This is a genomic window from Microtetraspora sp. NBRC 13810 (assembly GCF_030268685.1).
GTDB lineage: Bacteria > Actinomycetota > Actinomycetes > Streptosporangiales > Streptosporangiaceae > BSRQ01.
Map to the genome: position 1 here is coordinate 219,522 of NZ_BSRQ01000006.1, position 24,773 is coordinate 244,294.

Annotated in this window: 24 protein-coding genes; 14 read left to right on the forward strand and 10 right to left on the reverse strand. The window is 71.5% G+C overall.

The window, feature by feature from the left end:
• Positions 1-4 precede the first annotated feature (4 nt).
• The 4 genes from QSK26_RS14655 to QSK26_RS14675 all read right to left on the reverse strand — a co-directional run bounded on the left by QSK26_RS14655 (position 5) and on the right by QSK26_RS14675 (position 4,901).
• Positions 5-2,347 (reverse strand): glycoside hydrolase family 6 protein, encoded by a 2,343-nt coding sequence (locus tag QSK26_RS14655; protein ID WP_502888703.1) that lies wholly within the window; start codon positions 2,345-2,347, stop codon positions 5-7.
• A 255-nt stretch (positions 2,348-2,602) separates the two neighbouring features.
• Complete coding sequence (locus QSK26_RS14665) at positions 2,603-3,637, reverse strand: TerC family protein (RefSeq protein WP_285775655.1); 1,035 nt, start codon at positions 3,635-3,637, stop codon at positions 2,603-2,605.
• 190 nt (positions 3,638-3,827) lie between these two features.
• Positions 3,828-4,115, reverse strand: coding sequence for a hypothetical protein (locus QSK26_RS14670; RefSeq protein WP_285775656.1), 288 nt, complete (start codon positions 4,113-4,115; stop codon positions 3,828-3,830).
• 84 nt (positions 4,116-4,199) lie between these two features.
• Positions 4,200-4,901 carry a Clp protease N-terminal domain-containing protein gene (locus QSK26_RS14675; protein WP_285775657.1) on the reverse strand — a complete coding sequence of 234 codons (702 nt, stop codon included), beginning with the start codon at positions 4,899-4,901 and terminating at the stop codon, positions 4,200-4,202.
• A gap of 278 nt (positions 4,902-5,179) precedes the next feature.
• Between QSK26_RS14675 and QSK26_RS14680 the strand changes: the two genes are divergently transcribed.
• Positions 5,180-6,073: a DMT family transporter gene (locus QSK26_RS14680; RefSeq protein WP_285775658.1), complete on the forward strand. Its 894-nt coding sequence runs from the start codon at positions 5,180-5,182 to the stop codon at positions 6,071-6,073.
• On the opposite strand, the gene QSK26_RS14685 is transcribed toward QSK26_RS14680, so the two are convergent.
• The gene (locus QSK26_RS14685; RefSeq protein WP_285775659.1) at positions 5,985-7,136 is read right to left on the reverse strand and encodes an MGDG synthase family glycosyltransferase; all 1,152 of its coding nucleotides are present in this window, start codon (positions 7,134-7,136) and stop codon (positions 5,985-5,987) included. The two genes, QSK26_RS14680 and QSK26_RS14685, sit on opposite strands and share 89 nt — an antisense overlap.
• A gap of 26 nt (positions 7,137-7,162) precedes the next feature.
• Between QSK26_RS14685 and QSK26_RS14690 the strand changes: the two genes are divergently transcribed.
• The 7 genes from QSK26_RS14690 (at position 7,163) to hpnH (ending at position 15,490) form a co-directional block, all read left to right on the forward strand.
• Positions 7,163-7,939 carry a polysaccharide deacetylase family protein gene (locus QSK26_RS14690; protein WP_285775660.1) on the forward strand — a complete coding sequence of 259 codons (777 nt, stop codon included), beginning with the start codon at positions 7,163-7,165 and terminating at the stop codon, positions 7,937-7,939.
• A gap of 135 nt (positions 7,940-8,074) precedes the next feature.
• Positions 8,075-8,917: a squalene synthase HpnC gene (hpnC, locus tag QSK26_RS14695; RefSeq protein WP_285775661.1), complete on the forward strand. Its 843-nt coding sequence runs from the start codon at positions 8,075-8,077 to the stop codon at positions 8,915-8,917.
• A 4-nt stretch (positions 8,918-8,921) separates the two neighbouring features.
• A complete protein-coding gene (hpnD, locus tag QSK26_RS14700; RefSeq protein WP_285775662.1) occupies positions 8,922-9,779 on the forward strand; it encodes a presqualene diphosphate synthase HpnD in 858 nt (285 codons plus the stop codon).
• Positions 9,776-11,107 (forward strand): hydroxysqualene dehydroxylase HpnE, encoded by a 1,332-nt coding sequence (gene hpnE, locus QSK26_RS14705; protein ID WP_285775663.1) that lies wholly within the window; start codon positions 9,776-9,778, stop codon positions 11,105-11,107. Before hpnD ends, hpnE begins: the two co-directional genes overlap by 4 nt.
• A complete protein-coding gene (shc, locus tag QSK26_RS14710; protein ID WP_285775664.1) occupies positions 11,104-13,002 on the forward strand; it encodes a squalene--hopene cyclase in 1,899 nt (632 codons plus the stop codon). Before hpnE ends, shc begins: the two co-directional genes overlap by 4 nt.
• Entirely contained in the window at positions 12,999-14,489 is a 1,491-nt protein-coding gene (gene ispH, locus QSK26_RS14715; RefSeq protein ID WP_285775665.1) for a 4-hydroxy-3-methylbut-2-enyl diphosphate reductase, read from the forward strand. The genes shc and ispH overlap by 4 nt, the downstream gene beginning before the upstream one ends.
• Positions 14,486-15,490: an adenosyl-hopene transferase HpnH gene (hpnH, locus tag QSK26_RS14720; RefSeq protein ID WP_285775666.1), complete on the forward strand. Its 1,005-nt coding sequence runs from the start codon at positions 14,486-14,488 to the stop codon at positions 15,488-15,490. Before ispH ends, hpnH begins: the two co-directional genes overlap by 4 nt.
• Positions 15,491-15,584: 94 nt before the next feature.
• On the opposite strand, the gene QSK26_RS14725 is transcribed toward hpnH, so the two are convergent.
• The 4 genes from QSK26_RS14725 to QSK26_RS14740 all read right to left on the reverse strand — a co-directional run bounded on the left by QSK26_RS14725 (position 15,585) and on the right by QSK26_RS14740 (position 17,876).
• Positions 15,585-16,328, reverse strand: a complete 744-nt coding sequence (locus QSK26_RS14725; protein WP_285775667.1) for an SDR family NAD(P)-dependent oxidoreductase — start codon at positions 16,326-16,328, stop codon at positions 15,585-15,587.
• A 124-nt stretch (positions 16,329-16,452) separates the two neighbouring features.
• A complete protein-coding gene (locus QSK26_RS14730) occupies positions 16,453-16,989 on the reverse strand; it encodes an RNA 2'-phosphotransferase (RefSeq protein ID WP_285775668.1) in 537 nt (178 codons plus the stop codon).
• Between the two features lie 7 nt (positions 16,990-16,996).
• On the reverse strand, positions 16,997-17,548 hold the full coding sequence (locus QSK26_RS14735; protein ID WP_285775669.1) for a histidine phosphatase family protein: 552 nt from the start codon (positions 17,546-17,548) through the stop codon (positions 16,997-16,999).
• A gap of 136 nt (positions 17,549-17,684) precedes the next feature.
• Positions 17,685-17,876: a hypothetical protein gene (locus QSK26_RS14740; protein ID WP_285775670.1), complete on the reverse strand. Its 192-nt coding sequence runs from the start codon at positions 17,874-17,876 to the stop codon at positions 17,685-17,687.
• 359 nt (positions 17,877-18,235) lie between these two features.
• Here QSK26_RS14740 and QSK26_RS14745 point away from each other — a divergent pair, with 359 nt between their 5' ends.
• The 6 genes from QSK26_RS14745 to QSK26_RS14770 all read left to right on the forward strand — a co-directional run bounded on the left by QSK26_RS14745 (position 18,236) and on the right by QSK26_RS14770 (position 23,947).
• The gene (locus QSK26_RS14745) at positions 18,236-18,754 is read left to right on the forward strand and encodes a DUF4142 domain-containing protein (protein WP_285775671.1); all 519 of its coding nucleotides are present in this window, start codon (positions 18,236-18,238) and stop codon (positions 18,752-18,754) included.
• A gap of 133 nt (positions 18,755-18,887) precedes the next feature.
• The gene (locus QSK26_RS14750) at positions 18,888-19,268 is read left to right on the forward strand and encodes a hypothetical protein (protein ID WP_285775672.1); all 381 of its coding nucleotides are present in this window, start codon (positions 18,888-18,890) and stop codon (positions 19,266-19,268) included.
• A gap of 344 nt (positions 19,269-19,612) precedes the next feature.
• Complete coding sequence (locus QSK26_RS14755; RefSeq protein WP_285775673.1) at positions 19,613-20,329, forward strand: Crp/Fnr family transcriptional regulator; 717 nt, start codon at positions 19,613-19,615, stop codon at positions 20,327-20,329.
• Between the two features lie 63 nt (positions 20,330-20,392).
• Positions 20,393-21,112 carry a hypothetical protein gene (locus tag QSK26_RS14760; RefSeq protein ID WP_285775674.1) on the forward strand — a complete coding sequence of 240 codons (720 nt, stop codon included), beginning with the start codon at positions 20,393-20,395 and terminating at the stop codon, positions 21,110-21,112.
• Positions 21,109-23,169: a hypothetical protein gene (locus tag QSK26_RS14765; RefSeq protein ID WP_285775675.1), complete on the forward strand. Its 2,061-nt coding sequence runs from the start codon at positions 21,109-21,111 to the stop codon at positions 23,167-23,169. Before QSK26_RS14760 ends, QSK26_RS14765 begins: the two co-directional genes overlap by 4 nt.
• Before the next feature lie 10 nt (positions 23,170-23,179).
• The gene (locus tag QSK26_RS14770; protein WP_285775676.1) at positions 23,180-23,947 is read left to right on the forward strand and encodes a hypothetical protein; all 768 of its coding nucleotides are present in this window, start codon (positions 23,180-23,182) and stop codon (positions 23,945-23,947) included.
• Here the strand turns inward: QSK26_RS14770 and QSK26_RS14775 are convergent, their stop codons facing one another.
• Positions 23,948-24,460, reverse strand: a complete 513-nt coding sequence (locus tag QSK26_RS14775) for a Pycsar system effector family protein (protein ID WP_285775677.1) — start codon at positions 24,458-24,460, stop codon at positions 23,948-23,950.
• Positions 24,461-24,773: the final 313 nt, after the last annotated feature.

The window sequence follows — 24,773 nt, forward strand, 5'->3', positions numbered from 1 at the left end:
TGGATCAGTCGAGGGGCGGGTAGGCGTTCTGCAGCAGCTCACGGAACTGCGCGGAGAACCACTGGCCGGAGATCGGGGCGTTCGGCAGCGCGCCGGAGGGGTTGTTGCCGTTGCGCTCGTTACCGGTGTAGGTCGGGTCGCACATCCGGTCGAAGCCCTTGCCCTCGTCGTTCTCGATGAACTGGCTGGAACCGTCGGACTCGCCCGGCGGCTTGACCCAGACGTAGGCGTCGATGCCGGTGGCCGGGTTGGCCCTGGGCCGCTCGCCGAGACCCGCGCCGCTCTGGTTGCACCAGTTGCCGGCGTGGATCCGGCGGTCGATCCTGGACTGGTTGACGAAGGTGTTCACGTCGGTCGAGGTGCTGGGACCGGACGGCCGCGCCGAGCCGCCCCACCCGTTGCGGGAGGTGTCGATCAGCATGCCGATGCTGTCGGGGAAGCCCGCCTGGATGAGCCGGGTGCGCATCGCCTGGGCGTAGCTCAGCTCGTCGACGTAGAAGTTCCAGTCGATCCAGCGCGCCTGGCGCACCGAGGTGCCGTTGACGTTGGTGTTGACGGTGAAGTGCGGCTCGGTGAGCGCCGAGTAGTTGGCCGTGTTCGTGATGAAGCCGTCCACGCTGGCCTTGCCCGCCGTGGTGCCGTCGGCCGTGCTGGCGAACAGGTTGGCCGCCGGGCCGAAGTTGGTGTCCCAGCCCAGCCAGCCGTGGTGCGCGGCGTCGACGTAGGTGTAGACGTTCGGGATCGCGTGCAGCTTGTTCAGCGCGTGCTGGACGCCCTGGACGTAGGCGCCGGTCTGCTGCGCCTCCTGGCACTTCGGCACGTTGAGGTTGGTGACGAGGTTGGGCAGCGAGTCGATCTCGATGATGGTCACGATGCGCAGGTTCGCGTACTGCGGGTCGTCCAGGATCGCGGCGATCACGTCGACGTACTCGGTCTTGTAGCGGTTGAGACCGTTCTGCGCGATGAGCAGCTCGCCGTTGGAGGCCAGGGCCGAGCAGTCGCGGTTGGGCAGGTTGTAGATGACGACCTGGATGGTCAGCGGGGTGGCGCCGTTGGCCGCGTCCTGCTCGACCGCCTCGTCCAGGTGGTCGCGCAGGCCCATCGCCGAGCCGGGGCCCTCGATGGCGGCGATCCGGTCCATCCAGACGGCGGTGGACAGGTCCGCGACCGCGTCGCCGCCGGGCTCGGCGGCGGCCTTGGCCGACCAGTCCGGGTTCACGTAGCCCGCGGCCCCGGCGTAGGGGTTGTTCACGTGCCCGGAGCCGTTGCCGCCGTCGTCGTCGGCCTCGGTGGCGGCCACCGCGACCGAGGTCAGACCCGACGAGGACACGTTGATCGTCCGCGTCCCGTTCGCGCTGTCCGCGTCCTGCGCCGCCGACACCGTCACATTCTGCGCCGTGTTCCAGTTCGCCGAGGTGAACGTCAGACTCGCACCACCGGTCACCGTCAGATTCGCGTCACCACCACTCGCCGCGGCCGACGACACCGTCACGTTCCCGGCCGGCTGGATGGCCAGCCGCACGCCGAAGGTGGCCGTCGAGCCCTCGGGCACGCTCAGGCTGGTCGGGGAGACGACGAGGGCCTGCGTGCCGGTCGAGCCGTCGTCGTCGGCCTCGGTGGCGGCCACCGCGACCGAGGTCAGACCCGACGAGGACACGTTGATCGTCCGCGTCCCGTTCGCGCTGTCCGCGTCCTGCGCCGCCGACACCGTCACATTCTGCGCCGTGTTCCAGTTCGCCGGCGTGAACGTCAGACTCGCACCACCGGTCACCGTCAGATTCGCGTCACCACCACTCGCCGCGGCCGACGACACCGTCACGTTCCCGGCCGGCTGGGCGGCCAGCCGTACGGCGTAGGTGGCGGAGCCGCCCTCGGGGACGCTGATCGAGGTGGGCGTGACGACCAGGGACTGCGTGGGGCCGGGGGGCTGCCCGGTGCAGGCGGTGCCGTTGATCGAGAAGCTGGTCGGGTTGGCGTTGGTGCCGGTGAAGGTGCCGTTGAAGCCGATGCTCCACTGGGCGCCGGTGGCCTGGGCGCCGTTCCACGGGAGGTTGGCCGCGGTGACGTTCGCGCCCGACTGGGACCACGTGGCGTTCCAGCCCTGGGAGACCTGCTGGCCGCCGGGGAAGGCGTAAGTGAGCGACCAGGTGGTGAGCGGGTCGCCGAGGTTGCGGATCGTGATGTTCCCGCCGAACCCGTTGCCGCCCTCCCACGCCTTGGCGTAGGTGACCTCGCAAGCGACAGCGGCGCTGGCCGGGGTCGGGCCGGCCACGAGGCCGACCACGGCGAGCAGTGCGGCCACTGCTCCCGTCAGCCCCCTGCGCCAGAAGCTCTTGTGGGGTTTCATCCCTGTTCTTCTCCCTATAGAAACCGAGGGTTGTGCCGCCCTGTGCGGGAGGCGCGATCCGGGGTCGCGCCGCCCGTGGGGAGGGTGGCCTTGAAGCGCCCGCCCCGGCCCTCAGCCGGTGGGAGCGCTCCCAGAGTCGGTTTGTTTCAGGAGGATGTACAGCGTGTTGCCCGTCGCGGGCGGCCACGCCGTACCGGGATGTCGCCGGCACCTCGTGAAACGCCCGGACGGGAAGGGTGGACGGGCCTGAAAGTTTCAGCCGTCCGCTTCGTCGCGCGCCGCCGCGGAACGCCGATCCGCGCCGTTCCGGTCGGCGGACCACACCACGGCCGCGTGCGCGCGCTCCTCCGGGTGCCGGTGGGTGCGCACCAGGCTGGCGACCGTGGTCACGGTCAGCACGACCAGGATGACGCCCAGGGACAGCACGGTCGGCACGTGCGGGATCGCCGCCGAGACGTCCTCGTGCAGGAAGGTGAGGATGAGCTTGACCCCGATGAAGGCGAGGATCAGCGCCAGCCCGAGCGAGAGGTAGACCAGCCTGAGCAGCAGGCCGTGGATGAGGAAGTAGAGCGCCCGCAGGCCGAGCAGCGCGAAGGCGTTGGCGGCGAACACGATGAACGGCTCCCGGGTGATGCCGAACACCGCCGGGATCGAGTCCAGCGCGAAGAGCATGTCGGTGCTGCCGATGGCGACGAAGACGAAGGCCAGCGGCGTGACCACCCGCCTGCCCTCCTCCTTGGCCGTGAGCCGCCCGCCGTGGAAGTCGCCGGTCGCGGGCAGCACCCGGCGGGCCAGGTTGAGCAGGGCGTTGTCCTCGATGTCGGGGTCCTCGTCGCGGTGCCGTACGAGCTGGACGGCGGTGTAGATGAGCAGCAGGCCGAAGAGCAGGAAGGTCCAGGAGAAGGCGCTGACGGCCGCCGCGCCGAGCACGATGAAGACGGTCCGCAGGCCGAGGGCGGCGACGATGCCGAAGAGCAGGATCTTCTGCTGGTACTCCGCGGGCACCGAGAACCGCGCCATGATGATGACGAAGACGAAGAGGTTGTCGACGGACAGGCTCTTCTCCACGACCCAGCCGGCGTAGTACTCCGTGCCGGCGGCCGGGCCGGCGATCCGCCACAGCGCCACGCCGAAGAGCAGCGCCACCGCGATGTAGAACACCGACCAGGCGGTGGCCTCCGGCATGCCCACGGCGTGCGGGCGCCGCGCCGCGACCAGGAAGTCCACGGTCAGCAGTACGGCGACCAGGCCGATGGTCGCGGGCCACGCCCAGCCGGGAAGATCGATCACGAACCGTCCCGTCTTCCGTTCCGTCCCCCTGGACACCCGCTGCCCCGCGGGGACCGCCCTTCACCTGCGGCGGAACGCACGGGCCGCAGGCATGGACAGGACGCGGACAGGACGCGGACAGGACGCGGACAGGGGTGCGGGCCGCGCCCTCCCCTTGCGGCGCGGCCCGCGTGACCGGTCTCGGGCGGCGTCAGACCCCCGCCCTCGACGGCATCCGCTGTGCTCCCTGATCGGCGTACATGTCGGGCTCCTGCTCTGCTTCCCGGTGGGTCTCCTCCATGCGCAACGCCACCCCCATGGCGAAGAACGTCGGCGCCCATTCGCCGATGAAGATCCCCCACCGGTCGGCCCTGTCGACCCCGGCGTTCTCCGCCTTGGCCGACATCAGCCAGGACGCGACCGACAGGCCGATGGAGGCGATCCCGGCGGTGTACATGACTCCGGAGCGTACGCCCATCTTGTGGAGCATTCGGATCATTTCATCCCCCTGAGTGATTTATCCCTCTCAATACCCATTCACCCGAATTCGTAGCCGGGAACACTCGGAACACTGTGAGATACGTCACTCGGCGGCCAGCCACGCCACGACCCGCTCCCTGGTGACGCCCAGCCCGGCGAGGATCCGGGCGCCCGTCCCCTCCTCCTCGCCGAGGACGCCCAGCAGGATGTGCTCGGTCCCGATGTGCTCGTCGCCCATCCGCAGCGACTCCCGGATGGTGAGCTCCAGCACCTTCCGGGCGCCGGAGGTGAAGGCGATGTGGTCGCCGACCTCCTCGGCGGGCGGGCCGAGGACGGCGGCGACCGCGCCGCGCAGCATGTCGGGGGTGACGCCCAGCGCCCGGATCGCCCTGACCGCCGGCGCGTCCGGCTCGCACAGCAGCCCGAGCAGCACGTGCTCGGTGCCGATGTGGTCGTGCCGGGCTCCGCGCGCCTCGCCCTGGGCCTGCACCACCACGTGCCGGGCCTGGTCGGTGAAACGGGCCCACACGCCGCCGTGGAAGAGCTCCCGCTCGTCCGGCCGGTTGGTCACGAACCGCTTCTGGGCCGCCTGCTTGCTCACCCCCATGCTCTGGCCGATCTCGGTCCACGAGGCGCCCGCCCTGCGCGCCTGGTCCACGAAGTGGCCGATGAGATGGTCGGCCAGCTCGCCGAGCTGCTCGCCGGCGAGGACGGCGTCCGACAGGTGCTCCAGCGCGCCGCCGCCGGGATGCCGGGTCTTGACGTAGTCGATCAGGTCGTCGAGCCGTGCGGGAAGGATGTCCATGCGTCAACCATAGGTTGACGATAGGACCTGCGTCAACTCACGGTTGACGATGCTCCCCGGGTCGCCACACCGCAGGAAGGGGCAGTCCCGGCCGTCTCCGACAAGCCGGGATACAGTGGACCCGGCACCGGCCGCAGCCGGTGACCTGCGGCGCGAGGCCCCTACGGCCCGCGTGCCGGGGTGGGGGTCCGCGCGTGCGGGGGTGCCCGACCGGGGGACACGGCCACGGTGGCCGTCGTCGGCAAACGACCTCTCGTTCATGCGGGGCTGCAGTGATCATGGCGGTGGCTCTGGCGTTGCTCGCGGCAACCTCCAACGCCGGCGCGTCGGTGCTCCAGCGGCACGCCGCGCGCGCGGTGCCCGACGAGCTGGAGTTCCACCTCTCCCTGGTCTGGGCCCTGATCAGGAACCCCGTCTGGCTCTACGGCATCGGGGCGCTGATCCTCGGCTTCGTCTTCCAGGCGGGCGCGCTCGGCGTCGGCGGCCTCGCCCTGGTCCAGCCGATCATGACGGTCGAGCTGCCCATCACGATGGTCCTGCTGTCCTGGGCGTTCGGCATCGTCCTGGACAGACGGTCCTGGCTGGCGGTCGGCGCGCTGACCGTCGGCCTGGCGATGTTCCTCGTCGCCGCCTCTCCGCAGGCGGGACACCGGCTGCCCGGCGCCGGATCGTGGCTGCTCGCGCTCACCGTCACCTCCGGGACCATCCTCGCCCTGGAGGTGGTGGCCCGGCTGTTCGTCGGCCCGGGCCCGGCCCGCGCCGCCATCCTCGGGACGGCGGGCGGGCTCGGATTCGCCTTCACCGCCACGCTGATCAAGGAGACCGTGGGCATCCTGCGCGGCGATCCCGGCATGCTCCCCTTCTCCTGGCAGCCCTACGCGATGGTGGCCGCCGGGCTGTACAGCGTCTTCCTGCTGCAGAACGCGCTGCACAGCGGCACCCTGGTGGCCGCGCAGCCCGCGCTGACGATCAGCGACCCGGTGGCCGGGATCCTGTACGGGACTCTGATGTTCGGCGAACCCGTGCGCAGCGGGCCGTGGATCGTGATGGAGGTGGCCGGGGCCGCGATCGTCGGCTGGGGCATCATCGTGCTCGCCCAGTCGCCGCCGATTCGGGCTCAGGAGGCCGCGGCGGCGCGGAAACGAGACCTGCCTGGGCCGGCGACCCGGTGAACAGCGCCGCCGCCACGGCCGCCGTGCCGTCCCGCCGCCCGTCCGCGCCCCCCGATCCGAGCGTGTCGAGCACCCGGAGCAGCGCGGCGTCGTCGCGGGTGTGCGCGGCCACGCCGAGCCGGGCCATCGCCCCGGCGCCGTCGCGGCCGTGCCCGGCGATCGGCCGGTGCACGACGACCGGCAGCCCCGCGGCGAACGCCTCCTCGCAGGCCAGCCCGGCCCCGTTGTCCACCAGCGCGTACGCCGCCGCCATCAGCTCGGGCACGTCGTCCCGCCAGCCGAGCGCGATCCCGTACCCGGCCCCGCGCAGCCGGCGGCGCAGGCGCTCGTTGCCCCCGCACAGCACGACCGGCGTGTAGCGACCCGACCGCGCCAGCGCGCGCGCCGTCCCCACCACCCGCCCGACGCCCCACGCCCCGCCCGTCACCAGCACCAGCCGCTCCCCGCCCGCCGCCCCGATCCGGCGCCGGACCTCGGCGGCGTCGGCGTCGGCCGCCCGCCGCGCGAACTCCGGGCGGACCACCGGGGCGCAGTGGAGGGCGGGACGGCCGGTCGCCGCGGCGATGTCGCCGATGACGGCCGGGTTCGGGCACAGGTAGCGGTCGTTGCCCGGGTGCAGCCACAGCCGGTGCACGGCGAAGTCGGTCACCAGCACCGTGCTGGGACACGGCAGCCCGCCGCGCGCCCGCAGTTCACCGGCGACCTGCGCGGCCACGTGGAAGGTCGAGACCACCTCGTCCGGCGGGCGGGAGGCGGCCAGTTCGCGCAGCCCGGCCATGGCCAGGGCGGTGAACGGCGACGTGCCGGGCGCCCGTTTGGCGATGAAGAATACCTGGTAGATGAGCTCGTAGAGCCAGGGGGCGCACCGGATCATCCCGTGGTACCCGCTGCGCAGCACCGATCCGAGCCGCAGCGGGAACAACCGGAGGACATCGATGATCTCGACGTCGGCCCCCTCCGCGGCCAGCCGCCGCGCCAGCTCCGCGGCCACCCCGTCGTGCCCGGCCCCCATGGCCGCGCTGATCACCAGCACGCGCCGCCGGCCGCTCTCCCCCGCCGTCACGGCCGTGCCGTCCGGGCGGTGACGGGATGAGGCGCCTCGCACTCCCGCTCGGCCTGGCCCTCGGGTACGCGGGCCCGGCGGCGACCTGGCTGCCTTCGGTACGCCGGTGGCTGCCCGCACTGGCCGGGACCGGGCGGCCGGGCCACGTGGCGATCACCTTCGACGACGGCCCCGACCCGGCGTCCACGCCGCGCTTCCTCGACGAGCTGGACCGGCTCGGCTGCCGGGCCACCTTCTTCGTCCTCGGCGAGATGCTGGACCGCCACCGGGCGCTCGGCGCGCGCATCGTCGCCGAGGGGCACGAGATGGCGGTGCACGGCTGGGGGCACGGCAACGCCCTGCTGGCCCGCCCCGGGCAGGTGGCGGGCGAGGTCCGCCGGGCGGCCCGCCTGGTCACCGAGGTCACCGGCGTGCGCCCGCGGTGGTACCGGCCGCCCTACGGCGTGCTGAGCTGGGAGGCGCTGCTCGCCGCCCGCGCGCACCGGCTGCGGCCGGTGCTGTGGACGGTGTGGGGCCGGGACTGGGCGGCCACGGCGACCCCGGGCTCCGTGCTGGCCGCCGTGACGCCCGGTCTGCGCGGCGGCGCGACCATCCTGCTCCATGACTCCGACCACACCTCCGCTCCGGGTTCCTGGCGCTCGGCGCTCGGCGCGTTGCCCGTCCTGGTGGACCGCTGCCGGCGGGCCGGTCTGGACGTGGGACCGCTGCGCGAGCACGACGTGGCACGGGCGGCCCGCGGGACCGGCCGGAAAGACGCCCCGCAAGCGCCACACCTCCGGCGTTTCCGCCCGCCCCGCGTTTGAAACGGCGATTTGTTTTTACCCACCCCACAAGGGCGTTCCAGTGAAAGGTTAAACCCGGCGCCAACAAGGTGGAAATGGAGACCAAGAAAAGCAACGTCCCTGTTTACGGGCGTACCCAGCGGAAATTCACCAGCCGTGTCGTCGCAGCAGGACTGCCTGCGGAATACAATGTCGAAGGCCGGCCGGGAGAATTTCCCGGTCGCCTCGCGGCTGCTGCCACGGCGTTATCGCAGAGACCTTCTCGCCATCTACGGTTTCGCGCGCTCGGTTGACGACATAGGCGACGACACCCCGCCGCGCGAGCGCCTGGCGCTGCTGGAGGCGGTCGACACCGACCTGGTCCGCCTGTACGCCGGGCGCAGTCCCCGCTCGTGGGCGGTCGAGGGGCTGACCCGCACCATCCGGGAGCACGCGATCCCGGCCGAGCCCTTCCATCTCCTCGTCGAGGCCAACCGGCGCGACCAGACGGTGACGCGTTACGAGACGTTCGACGACCTGCTCGGCTACTGCGCGCTGTCGGCGAACCCGGTGGGCCGTCTTGTGCTGCACGTGTTCGGCGCGGTCACCGAGTCCCGGCTCGCGTCGTCGGACCGGGTGTGCTCCGCGTTGCAGATCATCGAGCACTGCCAGGACGTCGGCGAGGACCTCGGGCGCGGCCGGATCTACCTGCCCGGCGAGGATCTGCGGCGGTTCGGCTGCCCGGAGGACCACCTCGCGGCCCCCGTGACGTCGCCGCAACTGCGCGACGTGCTGGCGTTCCAGGTCTCGCGGGCCGAGCGGATGCTCGCCGAGGGGTCCGGGCTGATCGCTTCACTGGCCGGTTTCGCCCGTCTCGCGGTGGCCGGTTACGTCGCCGGCGGGCACGCCACCGTGACCGCGCTGAAGCACGCGCGGCACGACGTCCTGGGCCAGGCGGTGCGACCGCGCCGCGCCAGGCTGCTCACCGCCTGGGCGCGCATTCTCATGACGAAGGAGTGACCAGGTGACGGTGTCCGACGCGTACCGGGTGTGCGAGCGGGTCGTCCGCTCCCGCGCGCGGAACTTCTCCTACGGCATCCGGCTCCTGCCACCGCCCAAACGCCGTGCCCTCAGCGCCGTCTACGCCTTCGCCCGCCGGGTCGACGACATCGGCGACGGCCACGGACCGGCCGCCGAGCGGCTGATCGACCTGGGCAGGATGCGCGCCGCGTTGCAGGCGCCGCACGAGGAGCCCGGCGACCCCGTCCTGATCGCGCTGGCGGACGCGGCCGGCCGTTACCCGATCCCGCTGGCCGCCTTCAACGAGCTGATCGAGGGCTGCACGGCGGACGTTCGCGGCGCCGACTACGAACGCTACGACCAGTTGCTGACCTACTGCCGCTGTGTCGCCGGGTCCATCGGCCGGCTGTCCCTCGGCGTCTTCGGCAGCGAGGATCCCAAGACGGCCGAACCGCTGGCCGACTCCCTCGGCGTGGCCCTGCAACTGACGAACATCCTGCGTGACGTGCGGGAGGACCGCACGTCCGGGCGGGTCTACCTGCCGGCCGAGGACCTGGACAGGTTCGGCTGCACGCTGCGGATCGACGGCGACGGCAGGTTCACCGACCCGCCGGACCGGCTCGGCCGCCTCATCCGCTTCCAGGCCGAACGCGCCGACGCCTGGTACGCCGACGGCATCCGGCTGCTGCCGCACCTCGACCGGCGCAGCGCCGCCTGCACCGCGGCCATGGCCGGCATCTACCGGCGCCTGCTGCACCGCATCGCCGCCAGGCCCGCCGAGGCCCTGGCCGCCCGGTCGTCGCTGCCGGGCTGGGAGAAGGCGCTGGTGGCCGCCGGCGCGCTCGCCGGGGTGAGCCGGTGACCGGCGGGCCGGTCGCCGTCGTGGGCGGCGGGCTGGCCGGGATCGCCGCCGCGCTCGCCCTGGCCGAGGCCGGCTGCCGGGTCACGCTGTACGAGGCCCGCCCCCGGCTCGGCGGGGCGGCGTGCTCCTACCGGCGCAACGGGATGACGGTGGACAACGGGCAGCACGTGTTCCTCCGCTGCTGCACCGCCTACCAGGGACTGCTGGCGCGGATCGGCGGCACCGGGCTGGTGGACCTGCAACGCCGGTTCGACGTGCGGGTGCTCACCGCGGTGGGCCGGTCGGGACGGCTGCGCCGTACCACGCTGCCCGGTCCGCTGCACCTGCTGCCGGCGCTGGCCGGCTACTCCCTGCTGCGGCCGGCCGAACGGGTGCGGGCGGTGCACGGCTCGATCGCGCTGAGCCTGCTCGACCCGGCCGATCCGGTGCTGGACACGGTGACCTTCGGCAGCTGGCTGGCCGACCACGGGCAGCGCGGGCCCGCGCGGCACGCCCTGTGGGAGCTGTTCGCGATGGCGGCGCTGAACACCGGGATCGAGGATGCGGCTCTCGGCCTCGCGGTGAAGGTGTTCAAGACCGCCCTGCTCGGCCGAGCCGACGCCGCGGACATCGGCGTCCCGGCGGTGCCGCTGGGCGAGCTGCACCACGCCGCCGCGCAGGCCGCGATCACCCGGGCCGGTGGGACCGTGCGCCTGTCGGCCAAGGTCTCGGCGATCGAGGCGGGGCCCACGCTGATCGTGGACGGCGCCCGGGTGGAGGCGTCCGCGGTCGTGGTGGCGACCCGGCACGAGCAGGCCGCCAGGCTGGTCCCCGAGGAGGCGGCGCCGGGCCGGGACCGGTGGGCCGCCCTGGACGCGAGCCCGATCGTCAACGTGCACGCGATCTACGACCGGCCGGTCACCGGGCTGCCGTTCGCCGCCGTGGTCGGCTCGCCGGTGCAGTGGATCTTCGACAAGACGCGGGTCGCCGGGCTGTCCAGGGGGCAGTACCTGGCGGTGTCGGTGTCCGGCGCGGACACCTGGATCGACCTGCCGACCACGGACATCCGCGCCACGTTCGTGCCCGCGCTCCAGGCGGTGTTCCCCGCCGCGCGCCAGGCCAGGCTGACCGACTTCTTCGTCACCAGGGAACGGCGTGCCACGTTCCGGCAGGGGCCGGGCAGCGGCGTGCTGCGTCCCCGCCCCGCCACCCGGTGGCCGGGCCTGTATCTCGCCGGCGCGTGGACCGACACGGGCTGGCCCGACACCATGGAGGGCGCGGTGCGCAGCGGACTTCACGCGGCCCGGCTGGTCAGGCAGTACATGCGACGCCAGGAGGCCGGACTATGACGTCGGACGCCCTGGCCGACCGTGCGACGGACGCCGCGCCCGCGTCCGATGAGCGTTCCCGCGCGGCGGAGGCGCTGCGCGCGGCCTGCGACCACCTGATCGGCCTGCGTTCGCCGCAGGGCTGGTGGAAGGGCGAGTTGCAGACCAACGTGACGATGGACGCCGAGGACCTGCTGCTGCGGCACTTCCTCGGCATCCTGACCGAGCGGGACGCGGCGGACGCCGCCCGGTGGATCCGGTCCGAGCAGCGCCATGACGGGACGTGGGCCAACTTCCACGGCGGTCCCGCCGACCTGTCCACCACCGTGGAGGCGTACACGGCGCTGCGGCTCGCCGGCGACCCGGCGGACGCGCCGCACATGCTGGCCGCGGCGCGGTTCGTCCGCGAGTCCGGCGGCATCGAGGCGACCCGGGTGTTCACCCGGATCTGGCTGGCGCTGTTCGGCCAGTGGCCGTGGGAGGACCTGCCGGTGCTGCCGCCGGAGATGGTGTTCCTGCCGTCGTGGTTCCCGTTCAACCTGTACGACTGGGCGTGCTGGGCCAGGCAGACGATCGCGCCGCTGACCATCGTCACCGCGTACCGGCCGGTCCGCCCGCTGCCCTTCGACCTGCCCGAGCTGCGCACCGGCCGCCCGCCGCGGCCCGGCCCGCGCGGCGGCTGGGACGGCGTGTTCCAGGCGCTGGACCGGGTGCTGCACCGCTACGAGCGGCGCCCGGTGCAGGCGCTGCGGCGGTCGGCGGTGCGGCGGGTCGCCGACTGGATCGTCGCCCGGCAGGAGGCCGACGGGTCGTGGGGCGGCATCCAGCCGCCGTGGGTGTACTCCGTGATCGCGCTGCACCTGTCCGGCTACCACCTCGGCCATCCCGTGATGCGCAAGGCGATCGACGGGCTCGACCGGTTCACCATCCGCGACGGCAGGGGGCGCCGGCTGGAGGCGTGCCAGTCGCCGGTGTGGGACACCGCGCTGGCGATGAACGCCCTCCTCGACGCGGGCCTGCCCGCCGGCGACCCGGTGCTCGCCGAGGCGGCCGGCTGGCTCCTCGCCGAGGAGGTCAGGGGTCCCGGCGACTGGGCGGTGCGCCGTCCGGGGCTGCCGCCGGGCGGGTGGGCGTTCGAGTTCGACAACGACGTCTATCCGGACGTCGACGACACCGCCGAGGTGATCCTCGCCCTGCGCCGGGTGCGCCATCCGGACGCCCGCCCGGCGATCGACCGGGGGCTGCGCTGGATGTCCGGCATGGCGTCCCGCGACGGCGGGTTCGCCGCGTTCGACGCCGACAACACCAGGACGCTGTGCACGAAGCTGCCCTTCTGCGACTTCGGCGCGGTGATCGACCCGCCGTCCGCCGACGTCACCGCGCACGTCGTGGAGGCGCTGGCCGCGGAGGTGCCGGACTCGGCGGTCCTGCGGCGGGCCGTCGTCTGGCTGCTGCGCGCGCAGGAGGCGGACGGCTCGTGGTTCGGCCGCTGGGGCGCCAACCACGTCTACGGCACCGGCGCCGTGGTGCCCGCCCTCGTCGCCGCCGGAGTCCGCACCGGCCACTCCTCCGTACGGCGGGCCGTGGCCTGGCTGGAACGGCACCAGAACGACGACGGCGGCTGGGGCGAGGACCTGCGCTCCTACCGGGACCCGGCGTGGATCGGCCGCGGCGCGTCCACCGCCTCGCAGACCGCCTGGGCGCTGCTGGCCCTGCTCGCCGCAGGCGAGGACTCCCCTGCGGTGACGGACGGCGTGCGCTGGCTGGTCGAGCGGCAGCGGCCCGACGGCACCTGGGACGAGCCGCAGTTCACCGGGACCGGCTTCCCCGGCGACTTCTACATCAACTACCACCTCTACCGGCTGGTCTTCCCGATCAGCGCCCTGGGACGCTACCTGGACGGGGACTCCCCGTGACCGGCCTGCTGATCTGCGCCGCGCTCGGCGTCGAGGCCCGCGCCGTGCGCCGCGGGCTGCCGCCGGCCGGCGGCGCCAAGGTGGTCTCGACCGGGATCGGCCCCCGGCGCGCGGGCCGGGCCGCGGGCCTGCTCGGCGGGCGCGGGGCGGTGGCCGTGGTCGGCTTCGGCGGCGCCGCCGACCGGAGCCTGCTGCCCGGGGACGTGTTCGTGGCCAGCGAGGTCAGGTTCGGCGGCCGGGTCTACCCGTGCCCGTCGGCGCCGCTGCTGGCCGGGGAGCTGGCCAGGGCCGGGCTGCCGGTGCGGGTGGGACCGCTGGCCACCTGCGGCCACCTGGTCACCGGGGCCGAACGCCGGCGGCTGGCGGCCGAGGGCGTGCTCGCCGTCGACATGGAGACCGGGCCGCTGGCCCGCGCCGCCGGGGGACGGCCGCTCGCCGCCGTGCGGGTCATCGTCGACACGCCCCGCAGCCCGCTGCTCAGCGCGTCGACCGTGGTCAACGGGCACGCGGCCCGCCGTACGCTCGGCCGGCTCGGGCCGGTGCTGGCGCGGTGGGCGCGGGCCTGCGGACCGCGCACGGTCCTGCTCGCCGCGCCGCGGTCGTTCTGCGCCGGGGTGGAGCGCGCCATCGAGATCGTCGAGCTGGCGCTGGACCGGTACGGGCCGCCCGTCTACGTGCGCAAGCAGATCGTGCACAACCGGCACGTGGTGGAGGACCTGCGGCGGCGGGGCGCGGTGTTCGTCGACGAGCTGTCCGAGGTGCCCACCGGAGCCATGGTGATCTTCTCCGCGCACGGGGTGTCGCCGGAGGTGCGCGCTGAGGCCGCCGGGCGCGGTCTCAACGTGATCGACGCGACCTGCCCGCTGGTCGCCAAGGTGCACGCGGAGGCGCGCAGGTTCGCCGCCGCCGGGCGCATGATCGCCCTCATCGGGCACGCCGGCCACGAGGAGGTGGACGGCACGCTCGGCGAGGTCCCCGGATCGGCGGTGCTCGTGCAGAGCGTGCGCGACGTGGCCACGCTGCCCGCCGGCCGCCCGGTGTCCTACCTGATGCAGACGACGCTCGCGCAGGACGAGGCACGGGAGATCGCCGCCGCCATCCGGCGCCGCTTCCCCGACGCGACCGGCCCGCGACAGGACGACATCTGCTACGCCACCACCAACCGCCAGGTGGCCGTGCGGGCGATCGCCGAAGAGGCCGACGTGGTCATCGTCTTCGGCTCCGCCAACTCCTCCAACTCCCAGCGGCTGATGGAGGTCGCCGCCCGCGATGCCCGGGCCCACCTGGTGGACGAGCCCGGCGACATCGCGCTCGACTGGCTGGCCGGCGCCCGCACGATCGGGTTGAGCGCCGGCGCCTCGGCCCCGCCCGCCCTCGTCGGCGACGTCGTCACGGCCCTGCGCGGCCTCGGCGAGGTGCGCGTCGAGGAGCGGCGGGTCGCCGAGGAGACCGTGCGGTTCTCGCTTCCGAAGGAGCTCCCTTCATGACGATTCCGATCCGGCAGAGCATGCGCATCGGCGCATACATCCTCGGCCAGAAACTGCGCGGGCGCGCCAAGTTCCCGCTCCTCGTGGAGCTGGAGCCGCTGTTCGCGTGCAACCTCGCCTGCGCGGGATGCGGCAAGATCCAGCACCCGGCCGACGTGCTGCGCCGGCGGATGCCGGTGGAGCAGGCGGTGGCCGCCATCGAGGAGTGCGGCGCCCCCATGGTGTCCATCGCCGGCGGCGAGCCGCTGATGCACCCGCAGATCGGCGAACTGGTCCGCAGACTCGTCGAGATGCGCAAGTACGTGTTCCTGTGCACGAACGCGCTGCTCATCCCGAAGAAGATCGACCAGTTCGAGCCCTCCCGGTACTTCGCCTGGACGGTGCACATCGACGGCCTGCGGGAGCGTCACGACGCCTCGGTGTGCAAGGAGGGCGTCTTCGACGAGGCGGTCGCCGCGGTCCGCGAGTGCCGCCGGCGCGGCTTCCGGGTCACCACGAACACGACGTTCTTCTCCGACGACAGCCCGCGTACCGTGGTCGAGGTGCTCGACTACCTCAACGACGAGCTGGCCGTGGACCAGATGATGATCTCCCCCGGTTACGCCTACGACAAGGCGCCGGACCAGGACAACTTCCTCGGCGTGCGGGAGACCCGCGCGCTGTTCAGGGAGGCGTTCGCCGGGGGGAACCGGCGCCGGTGGCGGTTCAACCACTCGCCGCTCTTCCTGGACTTCCTGGAGGGGAGGGTCGAGCTGCCGTGCACCGCCTGGGCCATCCCGTCGTACTCGCTGCACGGCTGGCAGCGGCCCTGCTACCTGATGTCGGACGGGTACGTGCAGACCTACCGGGAGCTGGTCGAGGACACCGACTGGTCCGCCTACGGCCGTGGCCGCGACCCGCGCTGCGCCAACTGCATGGCCCACTGTGGCTACGAGCCGACGGCGGTGCTGGCCACGATGGGCTCCCTCAAGGAGTCCATCCGCGCCCTGCGCAGCGCCTGACCCGACCCCGCCCGCCGCCGCACCACGGGCCCCACGCCCCGGGCGCCGTGCCCCGGGCGCCGTGCCTCACATGCCGTGCCTCACATGCCGTGCCTCACATGCGGCCGAAGCGTCCCGCGAGCGCGCGGAACGGGCCGGGCGCGGCGCCGCGCAGCCGGGCGGGCAGCCGCAGCCACCCCGGCACGTACGACTCCGCGCGGCGGTGCCGGATCGCCGCGACCACCGCCCGCGCGACCCGCTCCGGCGGGATCGGCGCCGGCCGCCGCCGGGTGTACGGCACGCCGCGCCGCTCGAAGAACGGCGTGGCCACCACCCCGGGCAGCAGCACGGACACCCCCATGCCGGGCATCCGGCGCACCTCGTAGCGCAGCCCCTCGGCGAACCCGATCAGGCCGGCCTTGGTCGCGGAGTACACCGTCTCCTGCCCGACGCCGACCGCGCCCGCGATGGACGCCACCAGCACGATGTGCCCCCGGCCCGCGTCGATCATGGCGGGCAGCAGCAGCCGGGTGAGCACCATCGGCGCGGCGAGGTTCACCTCCACCAGGTGCCGGACGGTCGCGGGCGGCATCCACGCGAAGGGCCCGGCCCAGCCGACTCCCGCGTTGTTCACCAGCACGTCGACCGCGCCCGCCTGCTCGGCCAGCGCCTTGGCCTGGGTGGCGATGTCGAAGACCAGCACCCGCCCGCCGGTCCGCGCGGCGACGGCCTCCAGGCGCTCCCGGTCCCGCCCGGCGAGCAGCAGCCGGGCGCCGGCCGCCGCCAGCGCGTCCGCGGTCGCCGCGCCGATGCCCGAGGAGGCGCCGGTGACCAGCACGCGGGCGCCGTCGATCCTCATGAGCCGCCCACCGGCCGCGGCCCGCGGCGGAGCCTCCTGCGTCGCACACTCAGGTGCTATCCAGCCGTGTCCCAACCCAACCCTGCGCCCGGGCCAAGTCCGCCCACCGGTCATGGGCCGGGGGTCACCGCCGGATGAAGCCCGGCGGGACGTGGCCGGTCAGCCACACGCCGTTGGCGCTGACGTGGAACTCGTGCCCGGCCGCGTGCATGCCGGCCGCGTCCACCACGAGGACCACCGCTCTGCCCCGGCGCGCCCCGACCCTGGTGGCGGTCTCCCGGTCCGGTGACAGGTGCACGTGGTGGCGGTTCATCGGCCGCAGCCCTTCGGCCAGGATCGCGGCCACCGATCCACCGGCGGTGCCGTGGTAGAGGATCGGCGGCGGCGTCACCGCCGGCAGGCCGAGGTCCACCGGCACCGAGTGTCCCTGGCTGGCCCGGATCCGCCCGCCGTCGAGCGCGAACCGCTGCTTGTCGTTGCCCGCCACGACGAGCTCCAGTTCCTCCCGGGTGATCGGGAAGCGGTTCGCGGCCAGGGCGGCGAGCAGCGTGTCCACGTCCACCCAGCCGTGCGCGTCCAGCTCGATCCCGATCCGCTCCGGCTGGTGCCGCAGGTGCTTGGCCAGGTACTTGGAGACCTTCACCATCCGCCGCTCGTCCATCCCCCGGTCACCCGCCCCAGCCCGCGGGCAGCTCGAAGGTCCACCCTTCCCGCCAGGCGAACGGCGCGTCCACGAGGTCCTCCAGCGCCCGTCCTTCCAGGAGGTGCTGCAACGCCCACCGGTTGGCCGAGTGTGAGATCACCAGCACCCGCGCGCCGGGCATCGCGGCCGCGAGATGGGCGAGGAAGTCCCGGGTCTGCTCGACGACCTGCGTGTAGCTCTGCCCGCGGGGCCACGGCTCGTGGATGTGCCGCGATCGGCCGGCCGCCACGCGTGCCACGGGGGCGCCGTTCAGGTCCCCGTAGTCGCACTCGCGCAGCCGTACGTCCCGGCGGATCGGCATGCCGGTGCCGGCGAAGGCGATCTCCGCCGTCTGCACGGCCCGGCGCAGGTCGGAGGTGTAGACGGCGGCCAGGCCGTCGTCCCTGCGGCGCTCGCCCAGCTCGGCGGCGAGCTCCCGGCCGCGTGGCGACAGCTCGCCGGGGAGGTGGCCGGTGGCGACGCCGTTCTCGTTGTCGGTGCTGAGCGAGTGCGTCTCGTAGACGATCGTCGTGGTCACGGTCCGCTCCCTCGGGTCACACGGGGAACCTAACCGCGAGGGTGGCCGCACGCCAGCGGTTATCGCCCTGAGCGGACCCGGACGGCGAAGAGCGCCCGTGCCCCCCGGGGAGACGGGCGCTCTCGGAGCCTCCGGCTCAGAAACCCCGCTGCTGCTGCTGCAAGGCGTTGTGCCAGATGGCGTAGAAGACGCCCTCGGGAAGCATGCCCTCGCCCTCGAGCACGTTGGGAGGGGGGTCCTGCGGCGCCGCGACGGCGGGGGCGGTGGCGGCGAACAGGCCGGCGCCGGTCAGCGCGGCCATGGTGAAGATGCGGGCACGGTTGGTCATGACTGGTCTCCTTCTGTCCTCTACCCATGGCTTTATGCGCACAGGTGATAACAAACGGTAGTCACGACCACTCATCCGGGCGGGGTACGCCGCGCCGACACGAAGCCGCGCCGACCGACGTTGACCAGCCCACGGGTGTTCCCAGACCCGTCCACGGCCTGGCCACTCCGCCACCCCGCCCGCCGCGCCGCCCCGCAACCTTCGCCACCCATAAAAAGGGATAAGACAGCCTATTTCTGTGCGGCTTTCCGCCACGGCTCGGCCATGAATGCGTCCAGACGCCCGCCGCGCCGATTCGCCCCCGCGACCGGGGGCACCCCAGCCCTCGACCGGGGAACCCAACGGCGGAGGACATCGGGATGACCAAGAGGATCGTCATTATGCTCGCCGTCGCCCTCGCGGCGATGTGCCCCGCGGTCGCCGGCGCGGCCGCCCCACCCGGCCTCAACGAGCAGGATCGGACCTTCCTGGCCCAGGCGCACCAGGCCAACCTCGCCGAGATCGAGGCGGGGCGGTCCGCGGAGAGCAGGGGTGCCACAGCGCGGGTCCGCGAACTCGGCTCGACACTCGTCCGGGACCACACCAAGCTGGACGGCGACGTCAGGCGGAGCGCGGACAAGGCCGGCGTGCAGCTGCCCGGCTCCCCCGACACCCGGCAGCGCGAGCAGCTCGCCCAGGTCGACGCCAAGAGCGGCAAGGAGTACGACAGGGCGTGGGTGGCCATGGAGATCGCCGGCCACCGCCAGACCCTCAGCGCCATCGCCGAGGAGGAGAAGAACGGCTCCTCGGCAGAGGTGAAGGACCTCGCCGCCGCGGCCAAGCCGGTCGTGCAGAAGCACCTGGACCTGCTCCAGGCCGCCCAGAAGAACGGCGACTGAGAACACTCCTTGTCTCGCCACGGCTCGTCCTTGTTTCGCCACGGCTGCGGCCACACCGGCCCGTCACCCACCGAGGAGTGACCGCGAACCGCACGCGCGCGACGCTACGGTGGAGGCGATCATCCGATGCCCGATGATCTCCCGCGAAGCGGACGCACCCCTCGGAGAGCTGATGGCCACGGATCCCGGACGTTCGGCGCGCACCGGCCGCCGGGACCCGTGGCGGGTGTGCGCCGCGATCGGGACCGGCGCGCTGCTCCCCACCACCGCGCTGGCCTGGCTCCTCGTGCTGGGTTCGCCCGAGTTCACCAGGTGTCTCACCTACGGCGAGGAATGCGATCCGAACGCGCGGGTGCTGGGCGAGGTCGCCTGGTGGGCCTTCTGGGGAAGCCTCGGCTCCGGCGTGCTCGCCCTGGCGCTCCCAACAAGATGGCAGCGGCTGCGACCGGCGCCCGCGCTCATCCAACTCGCCCTACAGGCCGTCGTCTTCACCGCCGTACTCGGCCACGCATGACGCCCCGGAACCGACACCGCCCGCCACCATACGCAAGCGAGCCCCGTCTCCCTCGCGGAACACGGGGCTCTCGTCGAGGGGATCGCCCCTCACACGTCAGTCAGGTCCGGTGCCGTCTTCGAATCCCCCGTCTCGACGCCATAGCCCCGGCTACCGGCGACCACTACGCCGGCATGTCACCCACCGAGGAGTGACCGCGAGCGGTACGTGACCACTGGCCCCGTTTCCTTCTATCGGAAACGGGGTCATTTGGTTGTCCTCAAATTCCGAGACAACGGGTTCCCATTGATTACGTTTCTCATGGATGGCATATTCCCATCAAGGCTCTACTGAAAGGAACATGCATGACGAGAGACGCAGTGTCGATTTCATTCGCATTTGGCACATTTCTCCAAACCTTGACGGAACCAAGCCGAGGCAGATTACTGGCCCTCGGCTCAATCGCCCGGTTCCAGTCAGGCCATGCCCTGATTCGCCAAGGAGACACTGACGACCTGGTCTTCGTCCTTCTTAAATCGGTGGCGAAAGTTACGGCTCGCGCGGAAAATGGCGCCGAGGCGCTGCTGGCCGTACGCGTCAGCGGCGACATCGTCGGTGACATGGCACCTCTGACCGGAGTGCCGCGATCAACCAGCGTCACCACGTGCAGCGAATCGGTCGTCTGCGTCATCAAAGGCCCGGTTTTCGTCGACTTCATGAACCAGCACGCGGCCGTCGGCGTGGCATTGAGCCGGCTGATAGGCGAACGGCTCCGCTGGGCCAACGAGAGACGGCTGGATTTCGCGGGCTACGACGCGGACATCTGCCTTGCCAGGCTGCTCTTGGCATTCGCCGAACGGCATGGCAGACAAACGGATGCCGGTACGGATATCGGGGTTCCCCTCACCCAAGCGGAACTGGGCGGTCTTATCGGCGCCAAGGAAGGAACGATCCAGAAGGCCATGCGGGGCCTACGTAACCGCGGCCTCGTCCGTAACAGCCAGCGGCGGATCACCATCACCGATCCACGAGGGCTCGCTGCGTACGCCGATCTGGCGCCGACCGTCCTGCACCCGGATTAATCCGGGTGCGGGCACCACAGGCCGCACCAAAGTGGAATCCCGCCGACGTGAGAAGGAGGCCACATGGAACAGCACAGGACGATACTCGTCGCGGACGTCGAGAAGTACAGCCGCAGGAACGGCGACGATCAGGCGAAGCTCCAGTCCGCCCTGGTCGAATCACTGGACCAAGGCGCCGAAGCCGCAAAGCTCGCAACCTTCGAGTGGGACCGGCAGAAGCAGGGCGACGGCCAGTTCGTGGTTCTTCCCGCGCGAACCGACCCCATGACCGTACTGGGTCCCTTCGTGACGGCCCTTTCGAAGTCTCTGCTCGTCAGGCAAACGGCGACGTTCCGCATCCGTGTGAGGCTGTCCATCCACGAAGGGCCGATCCGGCTCGACGGCGTCAACGGATTTCCCGGCGATCACGCGGTCGAGCCCGCTCGGCTCGTCGGCGCTCAGCCTTTGAGAAGGGCGCTGGCCGCCCGCCCCGAGGCATGCCTGGGAGTGATCATCTCCGAGCGATTCTTCAAGGACTACGTGGGGCAGAGACCGGGCGGCCCTCCACGCGATCAGTTCCGGCGCGTCGACCTGGTGGAGAAGGACAAGCCGTACGTCGCCTATATCCACCTTCCCGGCCACAACGTGCACGCGCTGGACCTATCCCCCACTTCTCCCGCCGCCCCGACCTCACCAGACAGGTCGGATGGCGATCGCGACGGCCCTGTCTACTACGTCAGTGGCGCGGGCTCCAACGTGGCTACGTACGGCGCCCAGACCAACCACCAGAACTTCGGCCGATGAGCGACGAGGACCTTCCCGAGCACCGGGGATCACCGCCACAGGAACCTTTCGAGGACACCGCCGCTCCGGACAGGCTCGCCGCCGAGGATTTCGAAGAGCACACGCCCGCCGAGATCGAACGCCAAAGCCTCTTCCGGCTGGAGGGACTGGCCTCGCTGGAGACGTCCTATGACGTGTCAGGTCAAGGCTCCAATATCGCCACATATGGCAATCAGTACAACGTCCAGCAGTTCAGCATCACCGGCAGGACAGCCCGGCTCGTCACCACACTGCCCCCGGAGCAGGTGCGCGACATCGCTGCGCGGACCGTGCCGACCCAGTCGCAGCGGCGGCTCGCCGAGCGCCTGCACGACACCTCCGTAGTTCTGCTACGGGGACGTCCCGAGTCGGGATGGAGAACGACGGCCTACGCCGCGCTCCTCGAGCGAATCGGAAAATGTACCGGCACGCCGCTGGCGATACTCCACACCGACACGAACCCGGCCGAGTTGAGGGCCCAGGATCTAGACCGGGCCGACGGCTTCCTTCTCGACGCGCGTAACGCCCCATGGCTCGCCGAACCGGACGAGGCGATCACACAGCTGCGGATGGCCGCCCACGCCGCCGGCCGCCTGATCGTTGTGCTGGTCACCGAGGTAGGCGCCGGTTGCGAACATTCGGTCGTCCATGTCCCTCCCGCACCGATGGACGTGTTCCAGAACTGGCTTGACCATTGGCTGCACACAACAGAAGCGTGGAAGGAGCACGGTCTCGACGAATACGAAGCCCAGTTGATGGAGATCCTGGACAGGTGCTCCCCCGGCCGGGCCAGAGAACTTGCCCTCGATCTCGCCACCGGCATCCAGGCGGGCAAGTCCGTGGGCCAGATGCTGGAGACCCAGCGACAGCCTCTGCGCGAAAAACTGCAGCACGCACTCGGCGACACCGCTTCACCGTTCAGCCGATGTTTCCTGGTCAGCAGCGGCGTTCTCCATCGTCTCCGCGAGTCGACCGTCTCCGGAGCCGCCCTCCAACTCGAAGCGCTCGTCCGCGAAAAGGAGAACGAGCGGAACAGACCTGGACCTCCCGTCTGGGAATCCCTGCGGGAGTTGCTCGTCTACAACGGGTTACAGACCGAACCGCCCTCTGCCGCGGGAGACGGGCACAGCGTCTGGCTACGGCCGGAGGCCCGTGCGCAGGTGCTACACGTCGTTTGGGAAGAGGTACCCGCTCTTCGGAGCATCCTGATCGACTGGCTACGCGAACTCACCGGTCGCAAAGAGTGGGAGGTGGCCATCCGCGCCGCCCAGGCGGTGGGGCAGTTGGCCGCCTGCGATTTCAATGCCATCCGGCGAGAGTTTCTGGAGCCATGGTCAGAAAGCGGTTACAGCGGCAACAGGCTCGTGATGGCCGCGTTGGAAGCCGCGTCACTCGACGCCGACCTCCGCCGTCGGGTTCATCATCTGCTGGAAGTCTGGTCGAACGGGAACTACAAGCGCCGGACGACAGCGGCGATGACCTACGGTTCCCAGATCGGCGTGCGGGCCATCGACAAGGCGTTGCCCGCCTTCAACCGGGTGGTTGCGCACTCCCGAAGCAAGCACCTGCACGCTCTCGTCGCGAGGGCCGTGACCGAGACGCACGTGGCCACGACCGCGGATCGGATCACACGAGAGCTCCGGCGGTGGGCCACGTCCGACTCCTACGGGCTGCGACGTACGGCAGCCGTCGCCTTCACCTCGCTGGCTCATCTACCGAACGGGTTTCCAGGGCGCCCGGCGCTGGTCGAAAGTACCTTGCACAGCGAAATGGCGGCTCTCTGGTGCCATGCGCTCGACTGGTCGAAGCCCGCCCTTCCGGACCCGGAGGGCCGACTTCCCACGCCTCCCGTCTTGCCTCTTCTCGCAGGCTGGGCCGGAAGGACTTCATGCCAGCCGGTCGTGGAGGAGATCTTCCGGGCTGTCGGCACCCGCCATCGTCAGCTTCGGCTGCCGTTCCACGTCCATCTGCGTGCCTGGCAGGCGCGCGGGATCATCACGACCGCGCAGCGAGCGGTCCTCGGCGATCTACTGAAGTGAGGTGGTTCATATGACATGGCTGATCAGGCGGGTGTATGGCGACGATTGGGCGGAGGAGAAGGACACGAGCGTCCTCGACTTCGAGACCCCCGCGTTGGGTGACGGATTCGCATTTCACATCGTGGTCAGGTGCGTTCACGAGGCGGGCAGCAGAAGGCAGGGGCGAGGCATCCGGGAAGCGGTCGAGGAGGAGCGAGCCAAGGCACACGACGTAGCGCGAAAGGTCGTCCGCCAAGTATGCCGCTGTCACTCGCCGTTCGAGCCTGGCCCGGCGGAGATGGAACTCAATGAGCGCATTGATGCCGCCTTCGCGGAGCATTCGACGCTTCGGGGCCGATGGACCGTTCACGCCGAGGTCGGGCTGACCGACGCCGTGCGTCAGCACCAGCGTGAGACCCTGCTCGAACAGCAGAAGTTGGCTTCGCACGGGGAGACGGTCAAACTCCGGCTCAAAGAAATGCAAGCGCTCACCGCGGCCGGCGAACAGTTCCTCTCTTCCGCGGGAGAGCAGTGGATCACTCGCTACGCGGTACGACTCGCACAACAGCCCGAGGCCGCCGCCGACATCGTGGTCCAGATGCTCGACGAGCGGCACAAGCTCGCCGAACAATTCGTCAAGCTCGTCAACGACGTGTCCGCCGCGCACAAGCAGGCCGACCTCTACGACCTTGCGATCGCCAGCGAAGGGGCACTCCGCCATGCGCTGAAACAGCTCGGCGTGGACGTGCCCCCACTGGAATCCGATTCCCTGTTCCCACCCCGCGAACTGCGGTTCTGATCACCGAGCCACGGCGTTCAGAACCGTCCACAGAATGACGGAGGCAAACGTCAGCGCCATCCATGGAAGGGCGCTCCGAACACGTCTGTGCTTGCGGAGCGCCACCTCCGCGAGGACCTCGACCAGCAGTCGGATCTCCTCCATCTGCGTCTTCACGCGTGAGGGCGACGGGGCGGCGTTCTCGGCTGTGCGCACCAGCCCGAAACGGTTGGCCCCGAGGGGGGCGCGCAGGTCCGGGCGGAGCGCGATCGCCAGGTGATAACCGGCGGACAGGAATCCCAGCGCGAAGGTGAGCAGGAGAACGACGGCCGCCGCGGCAGTCGGTAGCCCGGCGGCCCAAAGCGGCGCCAGCCCTCCAGACTGCGTTGCGGCAAGCGCCGCCGCGCCCAGGTGAACGGTCACGACCGCGGTCACCTTTGTCTCGGCCTGCTGAACGTAGCCGTTGAAGGTGGCCAAGGCGGTGAGGGCGACGGTCAGAGACTCGGCGTGCGTCAGGCGTCCGGTCCTGGGCATGAGACTCCTTTCCGAGGTTCTCTGACAAGCAGACCTCGGCCCCGGCCAAGACGACCCGCATTTCTGCGGCTCTTGCGTAGTCGGGCAACTCCTCAGGTACCGCTACCGCCGCCCTCCCCTACTGTCTGTGGCACGTCGTTCGAAGACGCCAGCCGCATGGCACGGATCCATGTGCGCGGCATGGGCGGCCACGCCGGACCTCTCAGTGTGACCCCCTGACACATGACCGCCCCTGGCCGGGCGCCCCGTCACATGCGCCGGTCCCCGGGGAACCTCGCCGCCGCCCGCATCACATGAACCGGCAAGACGAGAG

Bases quoted from the DNA above. Each gene is read 5' to 3' on its own strand.
- shc (WP_285775664.1), top strand. From the start codon at position 11,104: ATGACGTCGGACGCCCTGGCCGACCGTGCGACGGACGCCGCGCCCGCG.
- QSK26_RS14740 (WP_285775670.1), bottom strand. From the start codon at position 17,876: ATGACCAACCGTGCCCGCATCTTCACCATGGCCGCGCTGACCGGCGCC.
- QSK26_RS14670 (WP_285775656.1), bottom strand. From the start codon at position 4,115: ATGATCCGAATGCTCCACAAGATGGGCGTACGCTCCGGAGTCATGTAC.
- hpnH (WP_285775666.1), top strand. From the start codon at position 14,486: ATGACGATTCCGATCCGGCAGAGCATGCGCATCGGCGCATACATCCTC.
- QSK26_RS14745 (WP_285775671.1), top strand. From the start codon at position 18,236: ATGACCAAGAGGATCGTCATTATGCTCGCCGTCGCCCTCGCGGCGATG.
- QSK26_RS14755 (WP_285775673.1), top strand. From the start codon at position 19,613: ATGACGAGAGACGCAGTGTCGATTTCATTCGCATTTGGCACATTTCTC.
- QSK26_RS14655 (WP_502888703.1), bottom strand. From the start codon at position 2,347: ATGAAACCCCACAAGAGCTTCTGGCGCAGGGGGCTGACGGGAGCAGTG.
- QSK26_RS14750 (WP_285775672.1), top strand. From the start codon at position 18,888: ATGATCTCCCGCGAAGCGGACGCACCCCTCGGAGAGCTGATGGCCACG.
- QSK26_RS14725 (WP_285775667.1), bottom strand. From the start codon at position 16,328: ATGAGGATCGACGGCGCCCGCGTGCTGGTCACCGGCGCCTCCTCGGGC.
- QSK26_RS14690 (WP_285775660.1), top strand. From the start codon at position 7,163: ATGAGGCGCCTCGCACTCCCGCTCGGCCTGGCCCTCGGGTACGCGGGC.
- QSK26_RS14680 (WP_285775658.1), top strand. From the start codon at position 5,180: ATGGCGGTGGCTCTGGCGTTGCTCGCGGCAACCTCCAACGCCGGCGCG.
- QSK26_RS14770 (WP_285775676.1), top strand. From the start codon at position 23,180: ATGACATGGCTGATCAGGCGGGTGTATGGCGACGATTGGGCGGAGGAG.
- QSK26_RS14730 (WP_285775668.1), bottom strand. From the start codon at position 16,989: ATGGACGAGCGGCGGATGGTGAAGGTCTCCAAGTACCTGGCCAAGCAC.
- QSK26_RS14775 (WP_285775677.1), bottom strand. From the start codon at position 24,460: ATGCCCAGGACCGGACGCCTGACGCACGCCGAGTCTCTGACCGTCGCC.
- QSK26_RS14760 (WP_285775674.1), top strand. From the start codon at position 20,393: ATGGAACAGCACAGGACGATACTCGTCGCGGACGTCGAGAAGTACAGC.
- QSK26_RS14765 (WP_285775675.1), top strand. From the start codon at position 21,109: ATGAGCGACGAGGACCTTCCCGAGCACCGGGGATCACCGCCACAGGAA.
- QSK26_RS14675 (WP_285775657.1), bottom strand. From the start codon at position 4,901: ATGGACATCCTTCCCGCACGGCTCGACGACCTGATCGACTACGTCAAG.